General features: G+C 60.5%; 17 protein-coding genes. 8 read left to right on the forward strand and 9 right to left on the reverse strand.

Annotated elements, in window-relative coordinates; translation table 11 throughout:
• The first annotated feature begins 1 nt into the window (after nt 1).
• From RCH06_RS03255 to ntrC, 5 genes are all read left to right on the forward strand, one after another.
• On the forward strand, nt 2–967 hold the full coding sequence (locus RCH06_RS03255; protein ID WP_327079993.1) for a competence/damage-inducible protein A: 966 nt from the start codon (nt 2–4) through the stop codon (nt 965–967).
• Between the two features lie 233 nt (nt 968–1,200).
• The gene (gene glnA / locus RCH06_RS03260; RefSeq protein ID WP_327079994.1) at nt 1,201–2,616 is read left to right on the forward strand and encodes a type I glutamate--ammonia ligase; all 1,416 of its coding nucleotides are present in this window, start codon (nt 1,201–1,203) and stop codon (nt 2,614–2,616) included.
• Between the two features lie 198 nt (nt 2,617–2,814).
• Nucleotides 2,815–3,336, forward strand: a complete 522-nt coding sequence (locus RCH06_RS03265) for a hypothetical protein (RefSeq protein ID WP_327079995.1) — start codon at nt 2,815–2,817, stop codon at nt 3,334–3,336.
• A gap of 44 nt (nt 3,337–3,380) precedes the next feature.
• Entirely contained in the window at nt 3,381–4,478 is a 1,098-nt protein-coding gene (glnL, locus tag RCH06_RS03270) for a nitrogen regulation protein NR(II) (protein ID WP_327079996.1), read from the forward strand.
• 52 nt (nt 4,479–4,530) lie between these two features.
• Complete coding sequence (gene ntrC / locus RCH06_RS03275; RefSeq protein WP_327079997.1) at nt 4,531–6,075, forward strand: nitrogen regulation protein NR(I); 1,545 nt, start codon at nt 4,531–4,533, stop codon at nt 6,073–6,075.
• A 56-nt stretch (nt 6,076–6,131) separates the two neighbouring features.
• On the opposite strand, the gene xth is transcribed toward ntrC, so the two are convergent.
• The 6 genes from xth to RCH06_RS03305 are packed head-to-tail and all read right to left on the reverse strand — an operon-like array spanning nt 6,132 to nt 11,289.
• Nucleotides 6,132–6,914 (reverse strand): exodeoxyribonuclease III, encoded by a 783-nt coding sequence (xth, locus tag RCH06_RS03280; RefSeq protein WP_327079998.1) that lies wholly within the window; start codon nt 6,912–6,914, stop codon nt 6,132–6,134.
• A gap of 43 nt (nt 6,915–6,957) precedes the next feature.
• Nucleotides 6,958–7,992, reverse strand: coding sequence for an NAD(P)H-dependent flavin oxidoreductase (locus RCH06_RS03285; protein WP_327079999.1), 1,035 nt, complete (start codon nt 7,990–7,992; stop codon nt 6,958–6,960).
• Nucleotides 7,989–8,504 (reverse strand): dihydrofolate reductase, encoded by a 516-nt coding sequence (locus RCH06_RS03290; protein WP_442799583.1) that lies wholly within the window; start codon nt 8,502–8,504, stop codon nt 7,989–7,991. The genes RCH06_RS03285 and RCH06_RS03290 overlap by 4 nt, the downstream gene beginning before the upstream one ends.
• Nucleotides 8,504–9,334 (reverse strand): thymidylate synthase, encoded by an 831-nt coding sequence (locus tag RCH06_RS03295; protein WP_327080000.1) that lies wholly within the window; start codon nt 9,332–9,334, stop codon nt 8,504–8,506. Before RCH06_RS03295 ends, RCH06_RS03290 begins: the two co-directional genes overlap by 1 nt.
• A 54-nt stretch (nt 9,335–9,388) precedes the next feature.
• Complete coding sequence (locus RCH06_RS03300) at nt 9,389–10,891, reverse strand: FAD-binding oxidoreductase (protein ID WP_327080001.1); 1,503 nt, start codon at nt 10,889–10,891, stop codon at nt 9,389–9,391.
• Nucleotides 10,888–11,289, reverse strand: a complete 402-nt coding sequence (locus tag RCH06_RS03305) for a DUF2069 domain-containing protein (protein WP_327080002.1) — start codon at nt 11,287–11,289, stop codon at nt 10,888–10,890. The genes RCH06_RS03300 and RCH06_RS03305 overlap by 4 nt, the downstream gene beginning before the upstream one ends.
• Before the next feature lie 21 nt (nt 11,290–11,310).
• Here RCH06_RS03305 and RCH06_RS03310 point away from each other — a divergent pair, with 21 nt between their 5' ends.
• Nucleotides 11,311–12,525, forward strand: coding sequence for a YihY family inner membrane protein (locus RCH06_RS03310; protein WP_327080003.1), 1,215 nt, complete (start codon nt 11,311–11,313; stop codon nt 12,523–12,525).
• A gap of 98 nt (nt 12,526–12,623) precedes the next feature.
• The gene (locus RCH06_RS03315) at nt 12,624–13,025 is read left to right on the forward strand and encodes a thioredoxin family protein (RefSeq protein WP_327080004.1); all 402 of its coding nucleotides are present in this window, start codon (nt 12,624–12,626) and stop codon (nt 13,023–13,025) included.
• A 168-nt stretch (nt 13,026–13,193) separates the two neighbouring features.
• Here RCH06_RS03315 and RCH06_RS03320 read toward each other — a convergent pair whose 3' ends face one another.
• On the reverse strand, nt 13,194–14,009 hold the full coding sequence (locus RCH06_RS03320; RefSeq protein WP_327080005.1) for an alpha/beta fold hydrolase: 816 nt from the start codon (nt 14,007–14,009) through the stop codon (nt 13,194–13,196).
• 2 nt (nt 14,010–14,011) lie between these two features.
• Nucleotides 14,012–15,313 carry an O-acetylhomoserine aminocarboxypropyltransferase gene (locus tag RCH06_RS03325; RefSeq protein WP_327080006.1) on the reverse strand — a complete coding sequence of 434 codons (1,302 nt, stop codon included), beginning with the start codon at nt 15,311–15,313 and terminating at the stop codon, nt 14,012–14,014.
• 250 nt (nt 15,314–15,563) lie between these two features.
• On the opposite strand from RCH06_RS03325, the gene RCH06_RS03330 reads away from it, so the two are divergent.
• Nucleotides 15,564–16,019 (forward strand): CBS domain-containing protein, encoded by a 456-nt coding sequence (locus tag RCH06_RS03330; protein ID WP_327080007.1) that lies wholly within the window; start codon nt 15,564–15,566, stop codon nt 16,017–16,019.
• A gap of 85 nt (nt 16,020–16,104) precedes the next feature.
• Here RCH06_RS03330 and RCH06_RS03335 read toward each other — a convergent pair whose 3' ends face one another.
• Nucleotides 16,105–16,692 (reverse strand): hypothetical protein, encoded by a 588-nt coding sequence (locus RCH06_RS03335; protein WP_327080008.1) that lies wholly within the window; start codon nt 16,690–16,692, stop codon nt 16,105–16,107.
• Nucleotides 16,693–16,845 lie beyond the last annotated feature (153 nt).

The following is a 16,845-nucleotide window of genomic DNA, read 5'->3' on the forward strand; positions in this document are numbered from 1 at the left end:
TATGACCCCAAATTTCGGACTCATCATCGTCGGCGATGAAATTCTCTCGGGAAAACGTGCTGACAAGCACTTGCCGAAAGTCATCGAACTGTTGGCCGCCAGAGGCCTGCCGCTGGCGTATGCCGACTATGTCGGCGACGACCCTGCGCGCATCACCGCAACGCTGGCGCGCGCCTTTGCCGCCAGCCGGGCGTCGGGCGATGTGGTGTTTTGCACCGGCGGCATCGGTGCCACACCAGACGACCACACGCGCCAGTGCGCAGCCCGGGCGCTGGGCGTGGAACTGGCGCTGCACCCCGAAGCCAGGCGGCTGATTGAAGAGCGCATACGCGAGACCGCCCAGGAGCAGGGCGCTGCCTACGAGCCCGACCGCCACGACAACCTGCACCGCCTGAACATGGGCGTGTTCCCCCTCGGTGCCGAGATTATTCCCAATCCGTACAACAAGATTCCGGGTTTTAGCTGCTTTGTCGAGTCCCTTGCCCAAAATAACAGCGATCTACACGCAAGCGCATTGACAGCGCTTCTTCACCAGCCAGGGCCGCAGGACCGGCTTAGCCGGACTGCAGGCGGAGCAGCCCCCTCGGGGGGCAGCGACCCACACGCAGTGGGCGCGCGTGGGGGCATCCACTTTTTTCCGGGTTTCCCGGTCATGGCCTGGCCGATGATTGAATGGGTGCTGGACCAGCGGTATGCCGACCTGCACCAGAAATCGCCCTCCATTGAAAAGTCGATCATTGTGATGGGCTCGATGGAGGCCACGCTCACACCGCTGATGCTGGCCATTGAAGCAGAGTACGCGGGCGTCAAGGTGTTCAGCCTGCCCAGCGTTGACCATCCCCAGTACGGACGCCATATAGAGCTGGGCGTAAAAGGTGCGCCTGAAGCCGTCAGCCTGGCTTATCCGGCCTTGCTGGCGGGCTTGCACCCTTTTAATCTGCAGTTAGGCCCTGAATTGGTGCGTTAATCAGGTTTTTTGAGAAGTACGTGCAGGGTTCGCACTTTTATGGTGCGGTTTGCGCAGGGGGGCTTAAAAACACACCCTCCCCAAAGAATCCAGTGGTTTTCCTTGGCGACAATAGTTGCACAATCAGGGGTTGGGTGCCAGCCGGGCTCTTGTGTCGCTGGCACAAAAAGTGCGTTCACCCGATCCGAATAGAATTTTTTTCAACCCACCACCGCGTAACAGGAGATTCTTGAATGGCTAAGACCGTCGCAGACGTCATGAAAATGGTCAAGGAAAACGAAGTTAAGTTCGTTGACTTTCGCTTTACCGATACCCGGGGCAAGCAGCACCACACCACGGTGCCTGTGTCCCACTTTGATGAAGACAAGTTCACCGATGGCCACGCTTTCGACGGTTCGTCCATCGCGGGCTGGAAGGGCATTGAAGCTTCGGACATGCAGCTGATCCCCGACCCCAGCACGGCCAACATTGATCCGTTCTTTGAAGAAACGACGCTGATCATGACCTGCGACGTGATTGAGCCCACGGACGGCAAGGCCTACGAACGCGATCCGCGTTCGATTGCCAAGCGCGCCGAGGCTTATCTGAAGTCCACCGGTCTGGGCGACACCGCTTTCTTCGGCCCGGAGCCCGAGTTTTTCATTTTTGACGGCGTGCGCTGGAGCACCGAGCCGAACCACACCTTCTACGAAATCGAAGAGTACGAAGCGCCGTGGAACAGTGGCACCAAGCTCGAAGGTGGCAACCGTGGCCATCGCCCGACCAACAAGGGCGGCTATTTCCCCGTTCCCCCGGTCGACAGCACGCAAGACATGCGCGCTGAAATGTCCCTGATTCTTGAATCCCTGGGCATTCCGGTCGAAGTGTTCCACCACGAAGTCGCTGGCGCGGGCCAGAACGAAATCGGCACCCGTTTCTCGACGCTGGTCGAGCGCGCTGACTGGACCATGCTGCAAAAGTACGTGATCCACAATGTGGCCAACGCCTATGGCAAGACCGCTACCTTCATGCCCAAGCCTTACGCGGGCGACAACGGCTCTGGCATGCATGTCCACCAGTCGGTCTGGAAAGACGGCAAGAACCTGTTTGCCGGCGACGGCTATGCCGGTCTGAGCGATTTTGCGCTGTACTACATCGGCGGCATCATCAAGCATGCGCGCGCCCTGAATGCCATCACCAACCCCGGCACCAACAGCTATCGCCGCCTGGTTCCGCATTTTGAAGCACCGGTCAAGCTGGCTTATTCGGCCAAGAACCGCTCGGCTTCGATCCGCATTCCGTTTGTGGCGAACCCCAAGGGCCGCCGCGTCGAGGCACGCTTTCCTGATCCACTGATGAACCCTTACCTGGGTTTTGCGGCGCTCTTGATGGCTGGTCTGGATGGCGTGGAAAACAAGATTCATCCGGGCGAAGCCGCCTCCAAGGATCTGTACCACCTGCCGCCAGAAGAAGACAAGCTGGTGCCCACCGTGTGCCACAGCCTGGACCAGGCGCTCGAAGAGCTGGACAAAGACCGCGCTTTCCTGACCAAGGGCGGCGTGTTCACCGACTCCATGCTGGACGCCTACATCGAGCTGAAAATGGGCGAAGTCAACCGCACCCGGGTTGAAGTGGCGCCGGTCGAATTCGACATGTATTTTTCGCTGTAATCAAGGCGCATCCGTTCACTTCGCGCGAAGTGAACGAGCATAAAAAAAGGATGGCAAATGCCATCCTTTTTTTATGCCCGCGCATAAAGATAAGGGCGTAATTTCGTATTTTTGCCGCTTTGCAGCATACTTGCCGCCATCCGTCTTTCTCACTGTCCATCCTCCTCCAGCGTCTTTGCGGCGCGTGAACAAATTCTCATGAAAAAAAGTTTATCCCTGTTTCTTTTTCCCCTGGCGTTGCTGGCGACCGGTCATGGCGTCTGGGCGCAGCAGATTTACCGCTGCAACGGTGTGGGCGGCGCGGCCCCTGAATACATCAACAACGTGAAAGAGGCCAGGACGCGCAACTGCCAACAGGTCTCTGGCGGCAATGTCACCGTGGTGCAGGGCACGCCCGTGCCTAAAGCCGCCAACCCTGCGCCGCGTGCCGCCAGCAATTCCGGCGCGTCCAACCCCCGCCCCGATAGCGGCGTGGAGCAGCGCGCACGCGACAGCGATTCGCGCCTGATTCTGGAGTCAGAATTGAGGCGGGCAGAGTCCCGAATGGCCGATCTGCAAAAGGAATACAACAACGGCGAGCCCGAAAAGCAGGGCATAGAGGGACGCAACTACCAGCGTTACCTCGACCGTGTGAATGAACTCAAAGAGAGCCTGGCACGCACCCAAAGCGATGTGGCCGGCCTGAAACGCGAAATATCGCGCTTGCCCGCTGCAAATTAAGCACTTCCTGTGCGTGCTGCGCGTTCTGCGCCAAAATTGGGCGCTTGAAAAAGCCATCCCTCCCCACCGTCCTTTCCTCCTTCACCCACTCGGGCGCTGCGCGCTTTCAGGCGTTTGATCTGCTGGCCACTTTGGTGGCCGTGGTGCGCACCGATGGCTGCGTGGTATTTGCCAATGCCGCGCTTGAAGACGCCCTGGGCACCTCGCGCCGCACCATCGAAGGCTCGCAACTGCCCGAATGCTTCACTGAGCCGCCCATCTTGACGCACGCGCTCGAAGGCGCGGGAAGCAACGAATTTGCCGCGCTGCGCTACGACGCCTGGCTCAAGCGGCTGAACCATGAGCCGCTGCCGGTGCATGTTGTGGTGGCGCAAACCGACACGCCGGGCGAGGCCATCGTGGAAATGCTGCCGCTGGAGCAGCAGGCCCGGCAAGACCGTGAAGAGCGGCTGATTGACCAGGCGCAGGCCAACAAGGAGCTGATTCGCAACCTGGCCCACGAGATCAAGAATCCGCTGGGTGGCATTCGCGGTGCGGCGCAACTCTTGCAGATGGACATTGACAAAGAGCTGACTGAATACACCCAGGTCATCATTCATGAAGCCGACCGCCTGCAGACGCTGGTCGACCGCCTGCTGGCGCCGCACCGCCAGCCGCACCTGGTAGGCGACGTGAACATTCACGAGGTCTGCGAGCGCGTGCGTTCGCTCATCCTGGCGGAATTTCCCAAGGGGCTGCGGGTGGTGCGCGACTACGACACGTCGATCCCCGAGTTTCGCGGTGACCGCGAGCAGCTGATTCAGGCGGTGCTGAACATTGCCCACAATGCCGCCCAGGCGCTGGCCGGGCACATCAGCGCGGGCAACGCCACCCTCACTTTCAGGACGCGCATCGCCCGGCAAGTCACGTTTGGCAAGCAGCGCTATCGCCTGGCACTGGAATTGCATGTGATTGACAACGGGCCAGGCGTGCCGGACGCTATCAAAGACCGTATTTTTTATCCCCTGGTTTCAGGGCGTGAAGGCGGTTCGGGGCTGGGGCTGACATTGGCGCAAACCTTTATTCAGCAACACCACGGTTTGATTGAGTGCGACAGCCGGCCCGGCCATACAGATTTCAAGCTGCTCATACCGCTGCCTTGAACGCTGTCGTCGCATTTTCAACAGCTAACTGCCCGCGCAAAGGAATCCCCGCATGAAACCGATCTGGATTGTTGATGATGACCAGTCCATCCGGTTTGTTCTGGAAAAAGCGCTGTTGCGTGAAGGTTTGCCCACCCGCAGCTTTACCAATCCGCGCGAAGTGCTGGCGGCGCTCGACGTTGCCACTGAAGCAAACGGGCCACAAATCATGGTCAGCGACATCCGCATGCCGGGCGGCTCGGGGCTGGATTTGCTGGAAAAAGTCCATCTCAAGCTGCCCGGCTTGCCGGTCATCATCATGACGGCGTTTTCTGATCTGGACAGCGCCGTGTCGGCCTTTCAGGGCGGCGCGTTTGAATACCTGCCCAAACCGTTTGACCTGCACAAGGCAGTCGAGCTGATTCGCCGCGCCGTCGAAGAAAGCCAGCGCGAGGAAGTCGCCGAGGAACGCATGGCCGCCGCGCCCGAAATGCTGGGCCAGGCACCGGCCATGCAGGATGTGTTCCGCGCCATTGGCCGGCTCAGCCAGAGCATGGTCACGGTGATGATTACCGGCGAATCGGGCTCGGGCAAAGAGCTGGTGGCGCGCGCGCTGCACAAGCATTCACCGCGCGCCAACGGGCCGTTCATCGCCATCAACACCGCCGCCATTCCAAAGGATTTGCTGGAAAGCGAGCTATTCGGCCACGAGCGCGGCGCGTTTACCGGCGCGCAGACGCTGCGGCGCGGGCGTTTTGAGCAAGCCGACGGCGGCACGCTGTTCCTCGATGAAATTGGCGACATGCCGTCTGATTTGCAGACGCGGCTGCTACGCGTGCTGAGCGATGGTCATTTTTACCGCGTCGGCGGCCACAACGCCGTCAAGGCCAACGTGCGCGTGATTGCCGCCACGCATCAGGATCTGGAGCAGCGCGTCAAGGAAGGCAGCTTTCGCGAAGACTTGTATCACCGCCTGAACGTGATCCGCCTGCGCCTGCCCGCGCTGCGCGAGCGGCGCGAAGATGTCTTCATGCTGACCCGCCACTTTTTGCAACAAAGCGCCCGGCAGCTCGGCGTTGAGCCCAAGCGGATTTCAGAAGCGGCCTTGAGGCAACTGAGTCTGTTCAATTTTCCGGGCAACGTGCGTCAGCTGGAAAACATCTGCCACTGGCTCACCGTGATGGCCCCGGCCCAGGTGATTGAGCCCAAAGACCTGCCGCCCGAAGTGCAGGGCGCTGCGCCTGCAGAGACGCAAAATTTGACGCCAGCTGAAAAAGCCGGGCAGCCCAAGCCAGAGCGGGTTGGTGATGCAGGAAAACCTTTGCTGACGGCTTCGCCTGAAGCGCCTGCACCCGTTGCGTCGCAAGCTGTCGTGATAGACGTTGCCAACGCAAGTCCAGCCTCATCGCCTTGGGAAACCGGGCTGGAAGCCGAAGCGCTGGCGCTGCTGACTGCCGGGCACAGCGATGTCTGGGAGGTGCTGACGCGCCGTTTTGAGTCGCGGCTGATTCAGGCCGCGCTGGCCAACACGCATGGCCGGCGTATTGAAGCCGCGCACAAGCTGGGTATCGGGCGCAATACCATAACGCGCAAGATTCAGGAACTCAATCTTGAGTGAATTTAAGTAAATAAGGGCTGTAGCGCACGTACTGCATGCGCTGCCAGCTATTATTTTTATAGTGAAGCGAGTTCCACTACAACCGGCACATGGTCGCTGGGCCGCTCGTTTTTGCGCGGCAGTTTGTCGATCACACAGCTGCTGACCAGCGGTTTGAGCGCGTCGCTGACCAGGATGTAGTCAATCCTCAAGCCCCGGTTGCGCCGAAAGGCCATCTCGCGGTAATCCCACCAGGAATAGCTTTTCTCGGGCTGCTCAAACATCCGAAACGCATCCGTCAGCCCTAGCTGCAGTAGCGCCTGGAAATGCTGGCGTTCTTCGGTGCTGTGGTGGATGGTTTCGCGCAGGCCTTCCGGGTCGCACGTATCGCGGTCGTCGGCGGTGATGTTGAAGTCGCCCAGCAGCACCAGGTTCGGGTGCACCTTCAGCTCTTCACGCAGCCATTCGCGCAGGCCTTCCAGCCACTTCATCTTGTAGGCAAACTTTTCGCTGCCTAGCGACTGGCCGTTGACGAAATAACCGTTGACCACGCGCACCTCGCCCCCAGGCATGTCTACCGTGGCAGTGATGACGCGTGACTGCTCGTCAGTGAAGCCGGCGATGTTCTTGACAATGTTGCGTGGCGGCGTGCGGCTCAGGATGGCGACGCCGTTGTAAGTTTTCTGGCCGAACACCGCGCTTTGGTAGCCGGCTGCTTCGAGTGCCGCCAAGGGAAACTTGTCGTCGCTGAGCTTGAGTTCTTGCAGGCAAAGCACATCGACCGGGTTGGCGGCCAGCCAGTCGAGCACCTGCGGCAGGCGAACGGTCAGGGAGTTCACATTCCAGGTGGAAATTTTCATGGCGTTCAGGGCTCCAGCGCAATCAGGACGGAAGTGAGGGGTGTCAAGCAGCGGCAAGCTGGCGTGTCAGTTCAGCGGCGGGAATCTCGCGGCAGCCGGTTGCGTTCTGGCCTGCCCAGAGCGTGGAAAAATCATCGCGGCCCCGCTTTTCGGCGGCGGCTTTCAAGGGCGTCAAGGCCGCTGTCGCCAGCGGAAACGCCGGCGGTGCGTCGCTCATCGGGCCCAGCTCGTGCATCAGCCGGTTGTACATGCCGCGCGCCGGTCGACCGGTGATCAGGTTGGTGAGGGCCGTGTGCTGTGTCCGGTCGCTTTTCAGTGCAGCGCGGTGCAACGGCGTGGTGGTGACTTCAGGGCACAGCAGGTAAGACGTGCCGACCTGCACGCCCGCCGCACCTAATGCCAGCGCGGCTTTCACGCCCTGGGCGTCGGCAATGCCGCCGGCTGCGATGACGGGCACACGCACAGCGCGCAGCACCTGTGGCAGCAGCGCCAGCGTGCCGATTTGCGTTGTCAAATCGTCGCTCAGGAACAGGCCGCGATGGCCACCCGCCTCAAGTCCCTGGGCAATGATCGCGTCAGCCCCGTTCGCTTCCAGCCAGCGGGCTTCCGCGACGGTGGTGGCCGAGGAAATGACCTTTGCGCCCCAGGACTTCACACGTTGCACCAACGCTGGCGATGGCAGGCCGAAATGAAAGCTCACGACCGGTGGCTTGAAACCTTCCAGCACATCGGCTAACTCGCTGCTGAAAGGCGCGCGTCCGCCGCCGGTGGGTACCGAGGCGAGGTCAATGCCAAATTCGGCGTAATACGGCGCGAGGGATGCGCGCCATTTGGCCTCGCGGGCCGCGTCGGGCGCGGTGGGCGTGTGGCAGAAAAAATTGACGTTGTAAGGCCGGCGGGTCTGCGCCGTGATGGTTTCCAGTTCTGCGCGAAGAGCGTCAAGCGTCAGCATGGCGCAGGGCAGTGAACCCAGGCCACCGGCGTTCGACACGGCAATCGCCAGCGCGCTGCCTTGTACGCCCGCCATAGGCGCTTGAACAATGGGCAGTTCGATGCCAAAAAAATCCTGGATGTTCATGCGCCGGCCTTTTCAAACGTGACGAAGCTGAAAGTCAGACCGTTTTTTGACACATGCGCTTCACGCGCTGTTTCCTGCCAGGCGTCGCTCAATGGCGGCGCAAACGCATCGCCTTCAAAGTCCTGGGCGATTTCAGTCACCTCAATGCAGTGGGCCAGCGGCTCGGCATGGGCGTAGATTTGCGCGCCGCCAATCACCCAGACTTGTTCGGACTGCTGGCAAAGCTTCAGCGCTGCGTCCAGGCTGGCAGCGGTCAGCGCGCCGGCTTGTTTCCAGTCCGGCTGCCGCGTGATGACGATATTGGTGCGGCCGGGCAGGGGACGAAAGCGGGGCGGCAATGAATCCCAGGTCTTGCGGCCCATGATGACCGGCCAGCCCTGCGTCAGCCGCTTGAAATGCGCCAGGTCTTCGGGCAAGTGCCAGGGCATGGCGTTGTTCTGGCCGATCACGCCATTGGCGGCACGGGCGTAAATCAGGCTGATGCGGGGCATCGGCGTTTGCGGCGCGGCCATCAAACCGCCACCGGTGCCTTGATGGCCGGGTGATGCTGGTAGTCCAAAAATTCAAAATCTTCAAACTGGTAGTCGAAGATTGAATCAGGCTTGCGCTTGATGTTCAGCGTCGGATAGGCCAACGGCGCGCGGCTCAGTTGCAGCGCCACTTGCTCGGCGTGGTTGCTGTAAATATGGCAGTCTCCGCCAGTCCAGATGAAATCACCGACCTCCAGGTCGCACTGATGCGCCACCATGTGCGTGAGCAGCGCGTAGCTGGCGATGTTGAATGGCACGCCCAAAAAAATGTCGGCGCTGCGCTGGTACAGCTGGCAGCTGAGCCGGCCTTTGCCGCCGGCGTCCAGGGCGGGCGCGACGTAGAACTGGAACAGTGCATGGCAGGGCATCAACGCCATTTTGTCCAGCTCTGCCACGTTCCAGGCGCTGACGATGATGCGGCGCGAGTCGGGGTTGGACTTGAGCGTCTTGATGACTTCGGCAATCTGGTCGATGTGGCCGCCGTCTGGCGTCGGCCAGCTTCGCCACTGCACGCCATAAACCGGCCCCAAATCGCCGTCTTCGCGCGCCCATTCGTTCCAGATCGTCACGCCGCGCTCAGTCAACCAGTTATTGTTGCTGGAGCCGGTCAGGAACCACAGCAGTTCCTGAATGATCGATTTGACGTGGACTTTTTTGGTCGTGACCAGCGGAAAGCCTTCGTTCAAGTCAAAGCGCATCTGGTGGCCAAACACGCTTTTGGTGCCGGTGCCGGTGCGGTCGGCCTTGTGGACGCCTTGCGTGTCCACCAGTCGCATGAGGTCTTCGTATTGGGAGCGTATGGGGCGGGTCATGGGGGAGAGGGAAATCAAGAAAAAAGCTCCCATTATACCCGTCGCCCTAGCACCTTAAAGCTTGACGATTCGCCCCGGATTCATGATGTTCTGCGGGTCCAGGCCGAGCTTGATGGCGCGCATCATCGACAGCGCGACGGGCGACTTGTAAACCGGCAGCTTGTCGGTTTTCAGGCTGCCCACGCCGTGTTCGGCAGAAATCGAGCCCTCAAAACGTGCCACCGAGTCATACACCAGCGTGTTGACTTCGTCTTCGCGGTCGCGCAGGAAAGCTTTGGCGTCGCCGCCTTCGGGCGCTTGCACGTTGTAGTGCAGGTTGCCGTCGCCCAGATGGCCGAAGTTGACCAGCCGCACGCCGGCAATGTTTTGCTGCAGCAGCGCGTCGGTGGTTCTTACAAATTCGGGAATGCGCGACACGGCAATGGAAATATCGTGCTTGATGTTCAGGCCTTCCTCGGCCTGCGCCAGCGGAATGCTTTCGCGGATGTGCCAGAGTTGGTGCGCCTGCGCAATGCTTTCGGCCACCACGGCGTCGCTTACGCAGCCGTTTTCAAACGCAGTTTCCAGCAGACGCTCGAACTGCGAACGCGCATGGGCTTCGGATTCATGGTCGGAGTTTTCAAGCAGCACGCAATAAGCAACCCCCACGCTCCCCACTGCGTGTGGTTCGCTGCCCCCCGAGGGGGCTGGCCTGGCTTGGGGCGGCCCGGCGCTGGCGGCCTGCGCTTCCACAAAGGGCACCCGCAACTGCGGGAAGTGCTTGTCCACCAGGCTCAGCGCAAACTGGCCCATCACTTCAAAGCCGGTCAGGCCCGCGCCCAAGTGCTGGTGCGCCAGACCGAGCAGCGTGACGGCTGCTTCCATCGACGGCACCGCCGCCCACGCCGTCAGCCGTGCGGCAGGTTGTGGATACAGCTTGAGCGTGGCGGCGGTGATGATGCCCAGCGTGCCTTCGCTGCCGATAAACAAGTCTGTCAGGTCGTAGCCGGTATTGTCCTTGCGCAGACCCGACAGGCCGTGCCAGATGTCGCCTTGCGCGGTGACGACTTCGAGCCCCAGGCACAAATCGCGCGCATTGCCGTAGCGCACCACTTGCGTGCCGCCGGCATTGGTCGCCAGGTTGCCGCCAATGGTGCAGCTGCCCTCGGCGGCCAGGCTCAGGGGAAACAGGAAACCGGCTTTTTCTGCGGCGTCTTGCAGACTTTGCAAAATGCAACCGGCCTCGACCGTCATGGTCAGGTTGTCGCCGTCAATGGCGCGCACCGCGTTCATGCGCTGCAGGCTCAGCACCACCTGCGTGCCCGATTCGTCAGGTACCGAGCCGACGGCCAGGCCAGTGTTGCCGCCTTGCGGCACCAGGCTGACGCCCGCAGCAGCGCAGGCCTTGACGATGGCGGCCACTTCGCCCACGCTGGCCGGGCGTACCACAGCCAGCGCAACGCCTTGTGCGCGCTTGCGCCAGTCCTGGGTGTAGGCGGACAGGTCGCCGTCGCACAGCACATAGGCTGCGCCGGTGATCTGGCGCAGGGTGTCGAGAAACTCAGGGGTAGCGGTCATGGTGCGGTAGAGCCGGCAGTGGCTGGGTTGGCAATAGCGTCAGGAAGGTTCTTGAAACGCACGCGCACATGCAGCGCGCAGGCAATGAAAAGCAGCAGGCACAGCAGCACTTCCACCATGGCCAGATAGTTGCCCGGCGCGCGGTCGCTCCAGGCGCGCACCACACCTTCGGTGAAATACAGCCACACCATCAAACTGACCCAGCGGTAGGTGTACATGCGGTTTTTCCAGATACCGGCCAGCGGAATGCACAGCGGCAGCACTTTGAGTGCCAGCAACGAGCCGCCCGGACGTATCGGCGCCAGCCACATTTCCCAGGCCAGGCCCAGCACAATCAGCCCGATCAGGCTGCCCAGGGCCAGCAGGCGCGTCATTTCAATTTGGTTTGCTTTGTTCATGTCGATGGCATGATACCGGGGATGAAATTTCCGCCCTCACTGGAGGCCTTGCTGGTCGATCTCTCGCATTTTCCGTGGCGCGACACCGCCATCACCCTGCGCCAGCGTTTCCGCGAAGACCACATGGGGCTGACAGCCAGCAGCCTGACCTTTACCACCTCGATTGCCTTGGTGCCTTTTTTTACCGTGGCGCTGGCCGTTTTTACCGCCTTCCCGATGTTCTCCACGTTGCAGGAAGCGCTGCAAGCCTGGCTGGTCAAAAGCCTGATTCCCGACAACATCGCGCGCCAGGTGCTGGGCTACCTGACGCAGTTCAGCGGCCAGGCCAGCAAGCTCGGCGGTGCCGGTCTGGCGGTGCTGCTGGTCACGGCAATTGCGCTGATTTTGACGATTGACCGCACGCTGAACAGCATCTGGCGCGTGCGCAAACCCCGGCCGCTGGCGCAGCGCGTGCTGATCTACTGGGCGGCCATCACGCTCGGGCCGCTGGTGCTGGCGGCCAGCCTGGCGGTCACGTCTTATGTCGTGTCGGCATCCAGCGGGCTGGTGGGCGCGCTGCCGATCAGCTTGCGTTTCGTGCTGGATATGGCGCAGTTTTTTCTGGTGGTCAGCGGCATGGCGGCGCTTTACCGTTATGTGCCCAACACCTATGTGAAATGGGCGCATGCTTTTGCCGGGGGGCTGTTTGTGGCCTCGGGCATTGAAATCGGCAAGAAAATACTCAGCGTTTACCTGAGTGCCGTGCCAACGTATTCCATGGTGTACGGCGCTTTTGCCGCCTTGCCTATTTTGCTGGTCTGGATTTATGTGTCGTGGGTGATTGTGCTGATGGGCGCCGTGATTACTGCGTATTTGCCCAGCCTGCTGGCAGGCGTGTCGCGGCGCGGCAGTGCCCACGGCTGGAATTTTCAGCTGGCGATTGAAATGCTTCAGCACCTGGACAAGGCGCGCACTACCCCACGCATGGGCGTGAACGCCGAGCAACTGGCCGACCTGCTGGAAGTTGACATGCTGCAGCTGGAGCCGGTGCTGGAAACGCTGGTGGACCTGGACTGGGTGGGCCAACTCAATGATGACGAAGGCGATTCAGCGTCGCGTTACCTGCTGCTGGTTGACCCGGATGTCACCTTGCTGGCACCGCTGATGCAGCAGTTGCTGCTGGACCGCGCTCCGTCAGTCAATAAATTATGGGAAAAAGCCGGCTGGCCCTTGCTGAACCTGCGCGATGCGCTATAAAAAATGAGTCATATTGCTAGTTTTTCTGACTGCCCAACGCTGGGCAATGCGTCTGGAAAACCACCCTGTCTTTACCGCTTTTAACCTTGGTCTTTTGCATGTCCCGTTCCTCTGTTCCTGAAGTTTCCTTGCCCGATGCACCTGATGCTGTGGTCTGGGTGATCTGCCTGTGCGCCGAGTGGTGCGGCCTTTGCCGCGATTACGAAGCCGTTTTTGCGCAAATGGCTAAGCGCTTTCCGGCTTTCAGGTTTGTCTGGCTCGACATTGAAGACCAAGCCGAACTGGTCGGCGACATGGAGGTGGAAACGTTCCCGACGCTGCTGATGGCCGATAGACAAGGCACGCGGTTTTTTGGCCCGCTCACGCCGCAGGCGCATACCTTGTCGCGCCTGCTGGAATCGCTGGAAAACGGCAGCTTGCAGGCCATGCCGCTCGCGCCCGTCACGAAGAATTTGCTGCACGGCTTGCAAAGCGCGCCCCAACACTGGATCAAGGCTTGAGGCGCCTGCGCGGGCATCTGAACTGTGCCTTGGCGGTGTATATGCCCGCCAAAGCATTTTTTCATCATTTGCAGGACACTTTTTAATAAAAAGTGCCGCTTGCGCATGCTGCACCTGCGCAAGCAGCTATTTAATTAATAGCAAATAAAGCCGTTCAAACCGTATCGGTCACCTCAAAAAATCCCGAATCGCAAACAGCGTCGCATCCGGCGCTTCGGTCATCTGGTTATGGCCGACTGGCAGGTTGGTGACTTGAACCGACTTGCCCGACGCACGGGCCGCTTTGACCAGCCCCTGCGCGGCTTTGGGTTGCGTCATCTGGTCTTGTTCTCCGAGCAAAAACAGCACCGGGCAGGTGATGGCCTGAATTGCGGCCTCGCCGTTGGCATAACTGTCGCAGGCCTTGAAACCCCGGTGGAACACGTTGACCTGCCGGTTGCTGGCCAGCACGCGGCGGCCCAGCGCCATGCTCGCGCCATACACCCAGGTGCCTGGCCCCAGTGCCGACGGCGGCGGTGCCAGCGTGCTGCGCGAGAACACGTTGACCAGTGCCAGCGCCTTCATCGGCTCGTTGAGCGACGATTCCAGCAGTGCGGGCGACACTTTCATCGGAAACGCGGTGCCGACCAGCACCAGGTGGCTGATTCGGTCTTTCAGCCGGGACGCCGCTTCCAGCGCAATCAGTGAACCCCAACTGTGGCCGACCAGCGCGGCGCGTTCTACGCCGGCTGCATCGAGCAATGCGGCGATGAATTGGGCCGCTTCCTCGACGGAAGAGGGCGCGTCGCCTGCGCTGCGGCAGTGGCCGGGCAAATCGACGGCTAGCACGTTCCAGCCGTGGTGCGCCAGGTAGCGGCTTTGCAAAATCCAGACGCTGTGGTCGTTCAGCACGCCGTGAATGAAAACCACCGTGGGCTGCGCAGCATCGAAGGGTTTGCCGCCGGTGTAGCCATAAGTTTTTGTGCCATTGACGAGGAGTTCCATGCTCAAACCCCCGCTTTCTCGGCCACTTTCAGGGCGCGTTTGAGGTCGTCGATCAGGTCGTCCGGGTCTTCCAGGCCGATGGACAGGCGAATCGTTCCCTGCGTGATGCCCGCGCCTGCCAACGCCTCATCGCTCATGCGGAAATGCGTGGTGCTGGCCGGGTGAATCACCAAGCTGCGGCAGTCGCCGACGTTGGCCAGATGGCTGAAGACCTTGAGGCTTTCCACAAACGCCTTGCCTTGTTCGCGGCTGCCTTTGAGGTCAAAGCTGAACACCGACCCCGCGCCGCGCGGCAACAGTTTTTGCGCCAGCGCATGACTCGGGTGCGATTCGAGCAGCGGATGGCCAACGCGCGACACAAACGGATGGCTTGCCAAAAATCCAACTACCTTTTCGGTGTTGCTCATGTGGCGCGCCATGCGCAGCGGCAGGGTTTCAATGCCTTGCAATATCAGCCAGGCGGTGTGCGGGCTCATGCAGGCGCCAAAGTCGCGCAGGCCTTCGCGGCGGGCGCGCAGCAAAAAAGCGCCGACGGTGCTTTCCTCGCTGAACACCATGTTGTGAAAGCCGTCATAAGCCTGGGTCAGTTCGGCGAATTTGCTAGACCGGTCCCAGTCGAAACTGCCGCCATCGACCACCAGCCCGCCAATCACCGTGCCGTGGCCGCTCAGGAATTTGGTGGCCGAGTGGTAGACCAGATCCGCGCCGTGGTCAAACGGCTTGATCAGCCAGGGCGAGGTCAGCGTTGAATCGACCAGCAGCGGCACCTGCGCTTCATGGGCAATGGCGGCCACTGCGCCGATGTCCAGCACTTCAAGTCCCGGATTGCCGACGGTTTCGCCAAAAAACAGTTTGGTAGTGGGCCGTACCGCCGCGCGCCAGCCGTCGATGTCGCCGGGCTTGACGAAGGTGGTGTCGATGCCGAAGCGGCGCATCGTGTAATGCAGCAGGTTTTGGCTGCCGCCGTACAGCGCCGTGCTGGCGACGATGTGCGAGCCGGCACCCATCAGCGTGGCAATGCTCAGGTGCAACGCCGCTTGGCCGCTGGCCGTGGCAATGGCGCCAATGCCGCCTTCGAGTGCGGCAATGCGCTCTTCCAGCACCGCGTTGGTCGGGTTGCTGATGCGCGAATAGACATGGCCGGCGCGCTCCAAATTGAACAGGCTGGCGGCATGGTCGCTGGACTCGAACACGAACGACGTGGTCAGGTGAATCGGCACGGCGCGCGCGCCGGTGGTGGGGTCGGGGGCTGCGCCTGCGTGCAGCGCCAGCGTGTCGAAACCGGGGTCTGAATAACCGGGCATGAATGAAGTCTCCAGTGCAAAAAAAGCTGATTTTTCAAGTGCTTCCCGCCGCATCCGGGGCAGGGGCCCAAAGCGCCCGATAAGGGGCAGATTTACGGTCCGATAACGTCGTGATAATCGTTATATTGGTGAAAGCATTGTGGGCTATATTGAAAGCCGATTTTTACCTTGAATACCCGCACCGCGTCACGGCGGTGACCCTGAAACACACGCTGGCAGGCGCTGCTGCCAGAACCACCTAGGAAAAACGATGAAGGTAGCAGACATCCTGCGGGTCAAAGGCAACACGCTGTACACCGTCCAGCCCGACGAGCCGCTGGCCAAGGCGGCGGACATCATGGCCGAAAAAGACATCGGCTCGCTGGTGGTCATGGAGCATGGCGACCTGGTCGGCATGCTGACCTTTCGCGAGGTGATTGTCTGCATCGTCAACAATGGCGGCGAAATTGGCCGCACGCTGGTGCGCAAGGCGATGGACGACCATCCGATGACCTGCACGCCCGACACCGAAATCGACGAGGTGCGCCGCATGATGCTGGAGCGCCACGCCCGCTACATGCCGGTAATGAGCCAGCGCATGCTGATGGGCGTGATCAGCTTCTACGACGTGGCCAAGGCCGTGGTGGACAGCCAGAATTTTGAAAACAAGATGCTCAAGGCCTACATCCGCGACTGGCCTGCCGAAAGCGATGCGGATCGTGACTGATGCTTTGGGCTGGTTGGGCTGAAATGCGGCCCGTCACGCTGGCTGCGCCGCATGGCGGGTTCGCGCGGTTTGAGTCTTGTGGGGCTTATTTGACCTTGCCCAGTGCCACCCGATATTCTTCCAGCTTGGCTTCATAGTCGGCAGCGTCGCCATAGTCCAGAAATCGGTTGTAGCGTGTGTGGGTGCCCAGAATCTTGTGTGCGTGCTTGATGGGGCAAAAGTATTCCTCGGTGCGCGCCAGAATCTCGGCCATGTAACTCATCAGCCCATTGCCGTATTCGCAGTAAGTGCAGTGAAATTTCTCGATGAAATTGAGATAGCCCAAGTGCCTGCGGTCAAACACGATGTAGTCGGCACGTCGCACCCGGGTAATGCCGTAAATGGGGAAGCAAACCCACTGGTAAAAACTGACGCAGATGTCCAGCATCATCAGCGGAAAAATCATGGCGTAAATGATGGGGCCGGTGATCAGGTTCTGGGGGCGGTCGGTGACCAGCCAGCGAAAGAAATTCTTTTTGAGCTTGCGGTGCGCTGCCTTGACCGAGCTTTCAAACTCCACGCGTTTGCCTTTGATCTGAAAGAACATTTTGCTTTCCTGTTCGTGCACGGCAGTGCGCAAATCATTTTCAAGCGCCGCCATCTGGGCCAGTATCAGCGTGATTTTTTCGTTCATTGAAATCCTGTAGCGGCAACGAACACCAGCCCCCGTAGAACCAGCTCTGCCAAACCCGATTGTGCCCCGCAGAAAAACGGCTTTGCACACCAAATAGCGCGATGTCCGAAAGCTTTCTGGCAATAGGTTTGAAAGCCGGCAAAACCGTCTGGG

Origin of the sequence: Polaromonas sp. CG_9.5 (assembly GCF_035984465.1) — a bacterium.
GTDB lineage: Bacteria > Pseudomonadota > Gammaproteobacteria > Burkholderiales > Burkholderiaceae_C > Polaromonas.

Bases quoted from the DNA above. Each gene is read 5' to 3' on its own strand.
- ntrC (WP_327079997.1), top strand. From the start codon at position 4,531: ATGAAACCGATCTGGATTGTTGATGATGACCAGTCCATCCGGTTTGTT.
- RCH06_RS03335 (WP_327080008.1), bottom strand. From the start codon at position 16,692: ATGAACGAAAAAATCACGCTGATACTGGCCCAGATGGCGGCGCTTGAA.
- RCH06_RS03330 (WP_327080007.1), top strand. From the start codon at position 15,564: ATGAAGGTAGCAGACATCCTGCGGGTCAAAGGCAACACGCTGTACACC.
- glnA (WP_327079994.1), top strand. From the start codon at position 1,201: ATGGCTAAGACCGTCGCAGACGTCATGAAAATGGTCAAGGAAAACGAA.
- RCH06_RS03295 (WP_327080000.1), bottom strand. From the start codon at position 9,334: ATGACCCGCCCCATACGCTCCCAATACGAAGACCTCATGCGACTGGTG.
- RCH06_RS03300 (WP_327080001.1), bottom strand. From the start codon at position 10,891: ATGACCGCTACCCCTGAGTTTCTCGACACCCTGCGCCAGATCACCGGC.
- xth (WP_327079998.1), bottom strand. From the start codon at position 6,914: ATGAAAATTTCCACCTGGAATGTGAACTCCCTGACCGTTCGCCTGCCG.
- RCH06_RS03265 (WP_327079995.1), top strand. From the start codon at position 2,815: ATGAAAAAAAGTTTATCCCTGTTTCTTTTTCCCCTGGCGTTGCTGGCG.
- RCH06_RS03255 (WP_327079993.1), top strand. From the start codon at position 2: ATGACCCCAAATTTCGGACTCATCATCGTCGGCGATGAAATTCTCTCG.
- RCH06_RS03310 (WP_327080003.1), top strand. From the start codon at position 11,311: ATGAAATTTCCGCCCTCACTGGAGGCCTTGCTGGTCGATCTCTCGCAT.
- RCH06_RS03285 (WP_327079999.1), bottom strand. From the start codon at position 7,992: ATGAACATCCAGGATTTTTTTGGCATCGAACTGCCCATTGTTCAAGCG.
- RCH06_RS03315 (WP_327080004.1), top strand. From the start codon at position 12,624: ATGTCCCGTTCCTCTGTTCCTGAAGTTTCCTTGCCCGATGCACCTGAT.
- RCH06_RS03290 (WP_442799583.1), bottom strand. From the start codon at position 8,504: ATGGCCGCGCCGCAAACGCCGATGCCCCGCATCAGCCTGATTTACGCC.
- RCH06_RS03305 (WP_327080002.1), bottom strand. From the start codon at position 11,289: ATGAACAAAGCAAACCAAATTGAAATGACGCGCCTGCTGGCCCTGGGC.
- RCH06_RS03325 (WP_327080006.1), bottom strand. From the start codon at position 15,313: ATGCCCGGTTATTCAGACCCCGGTTTCGACACGCTGGCGCTGCACGCA.
- RCH06_RS03320 (WP_327080005.1), bottom strand. From the start codon at position 14,009: ATGGAACTCCTCGTCAATGGCACAAAAACTTATGGCTACACCGGCGGC.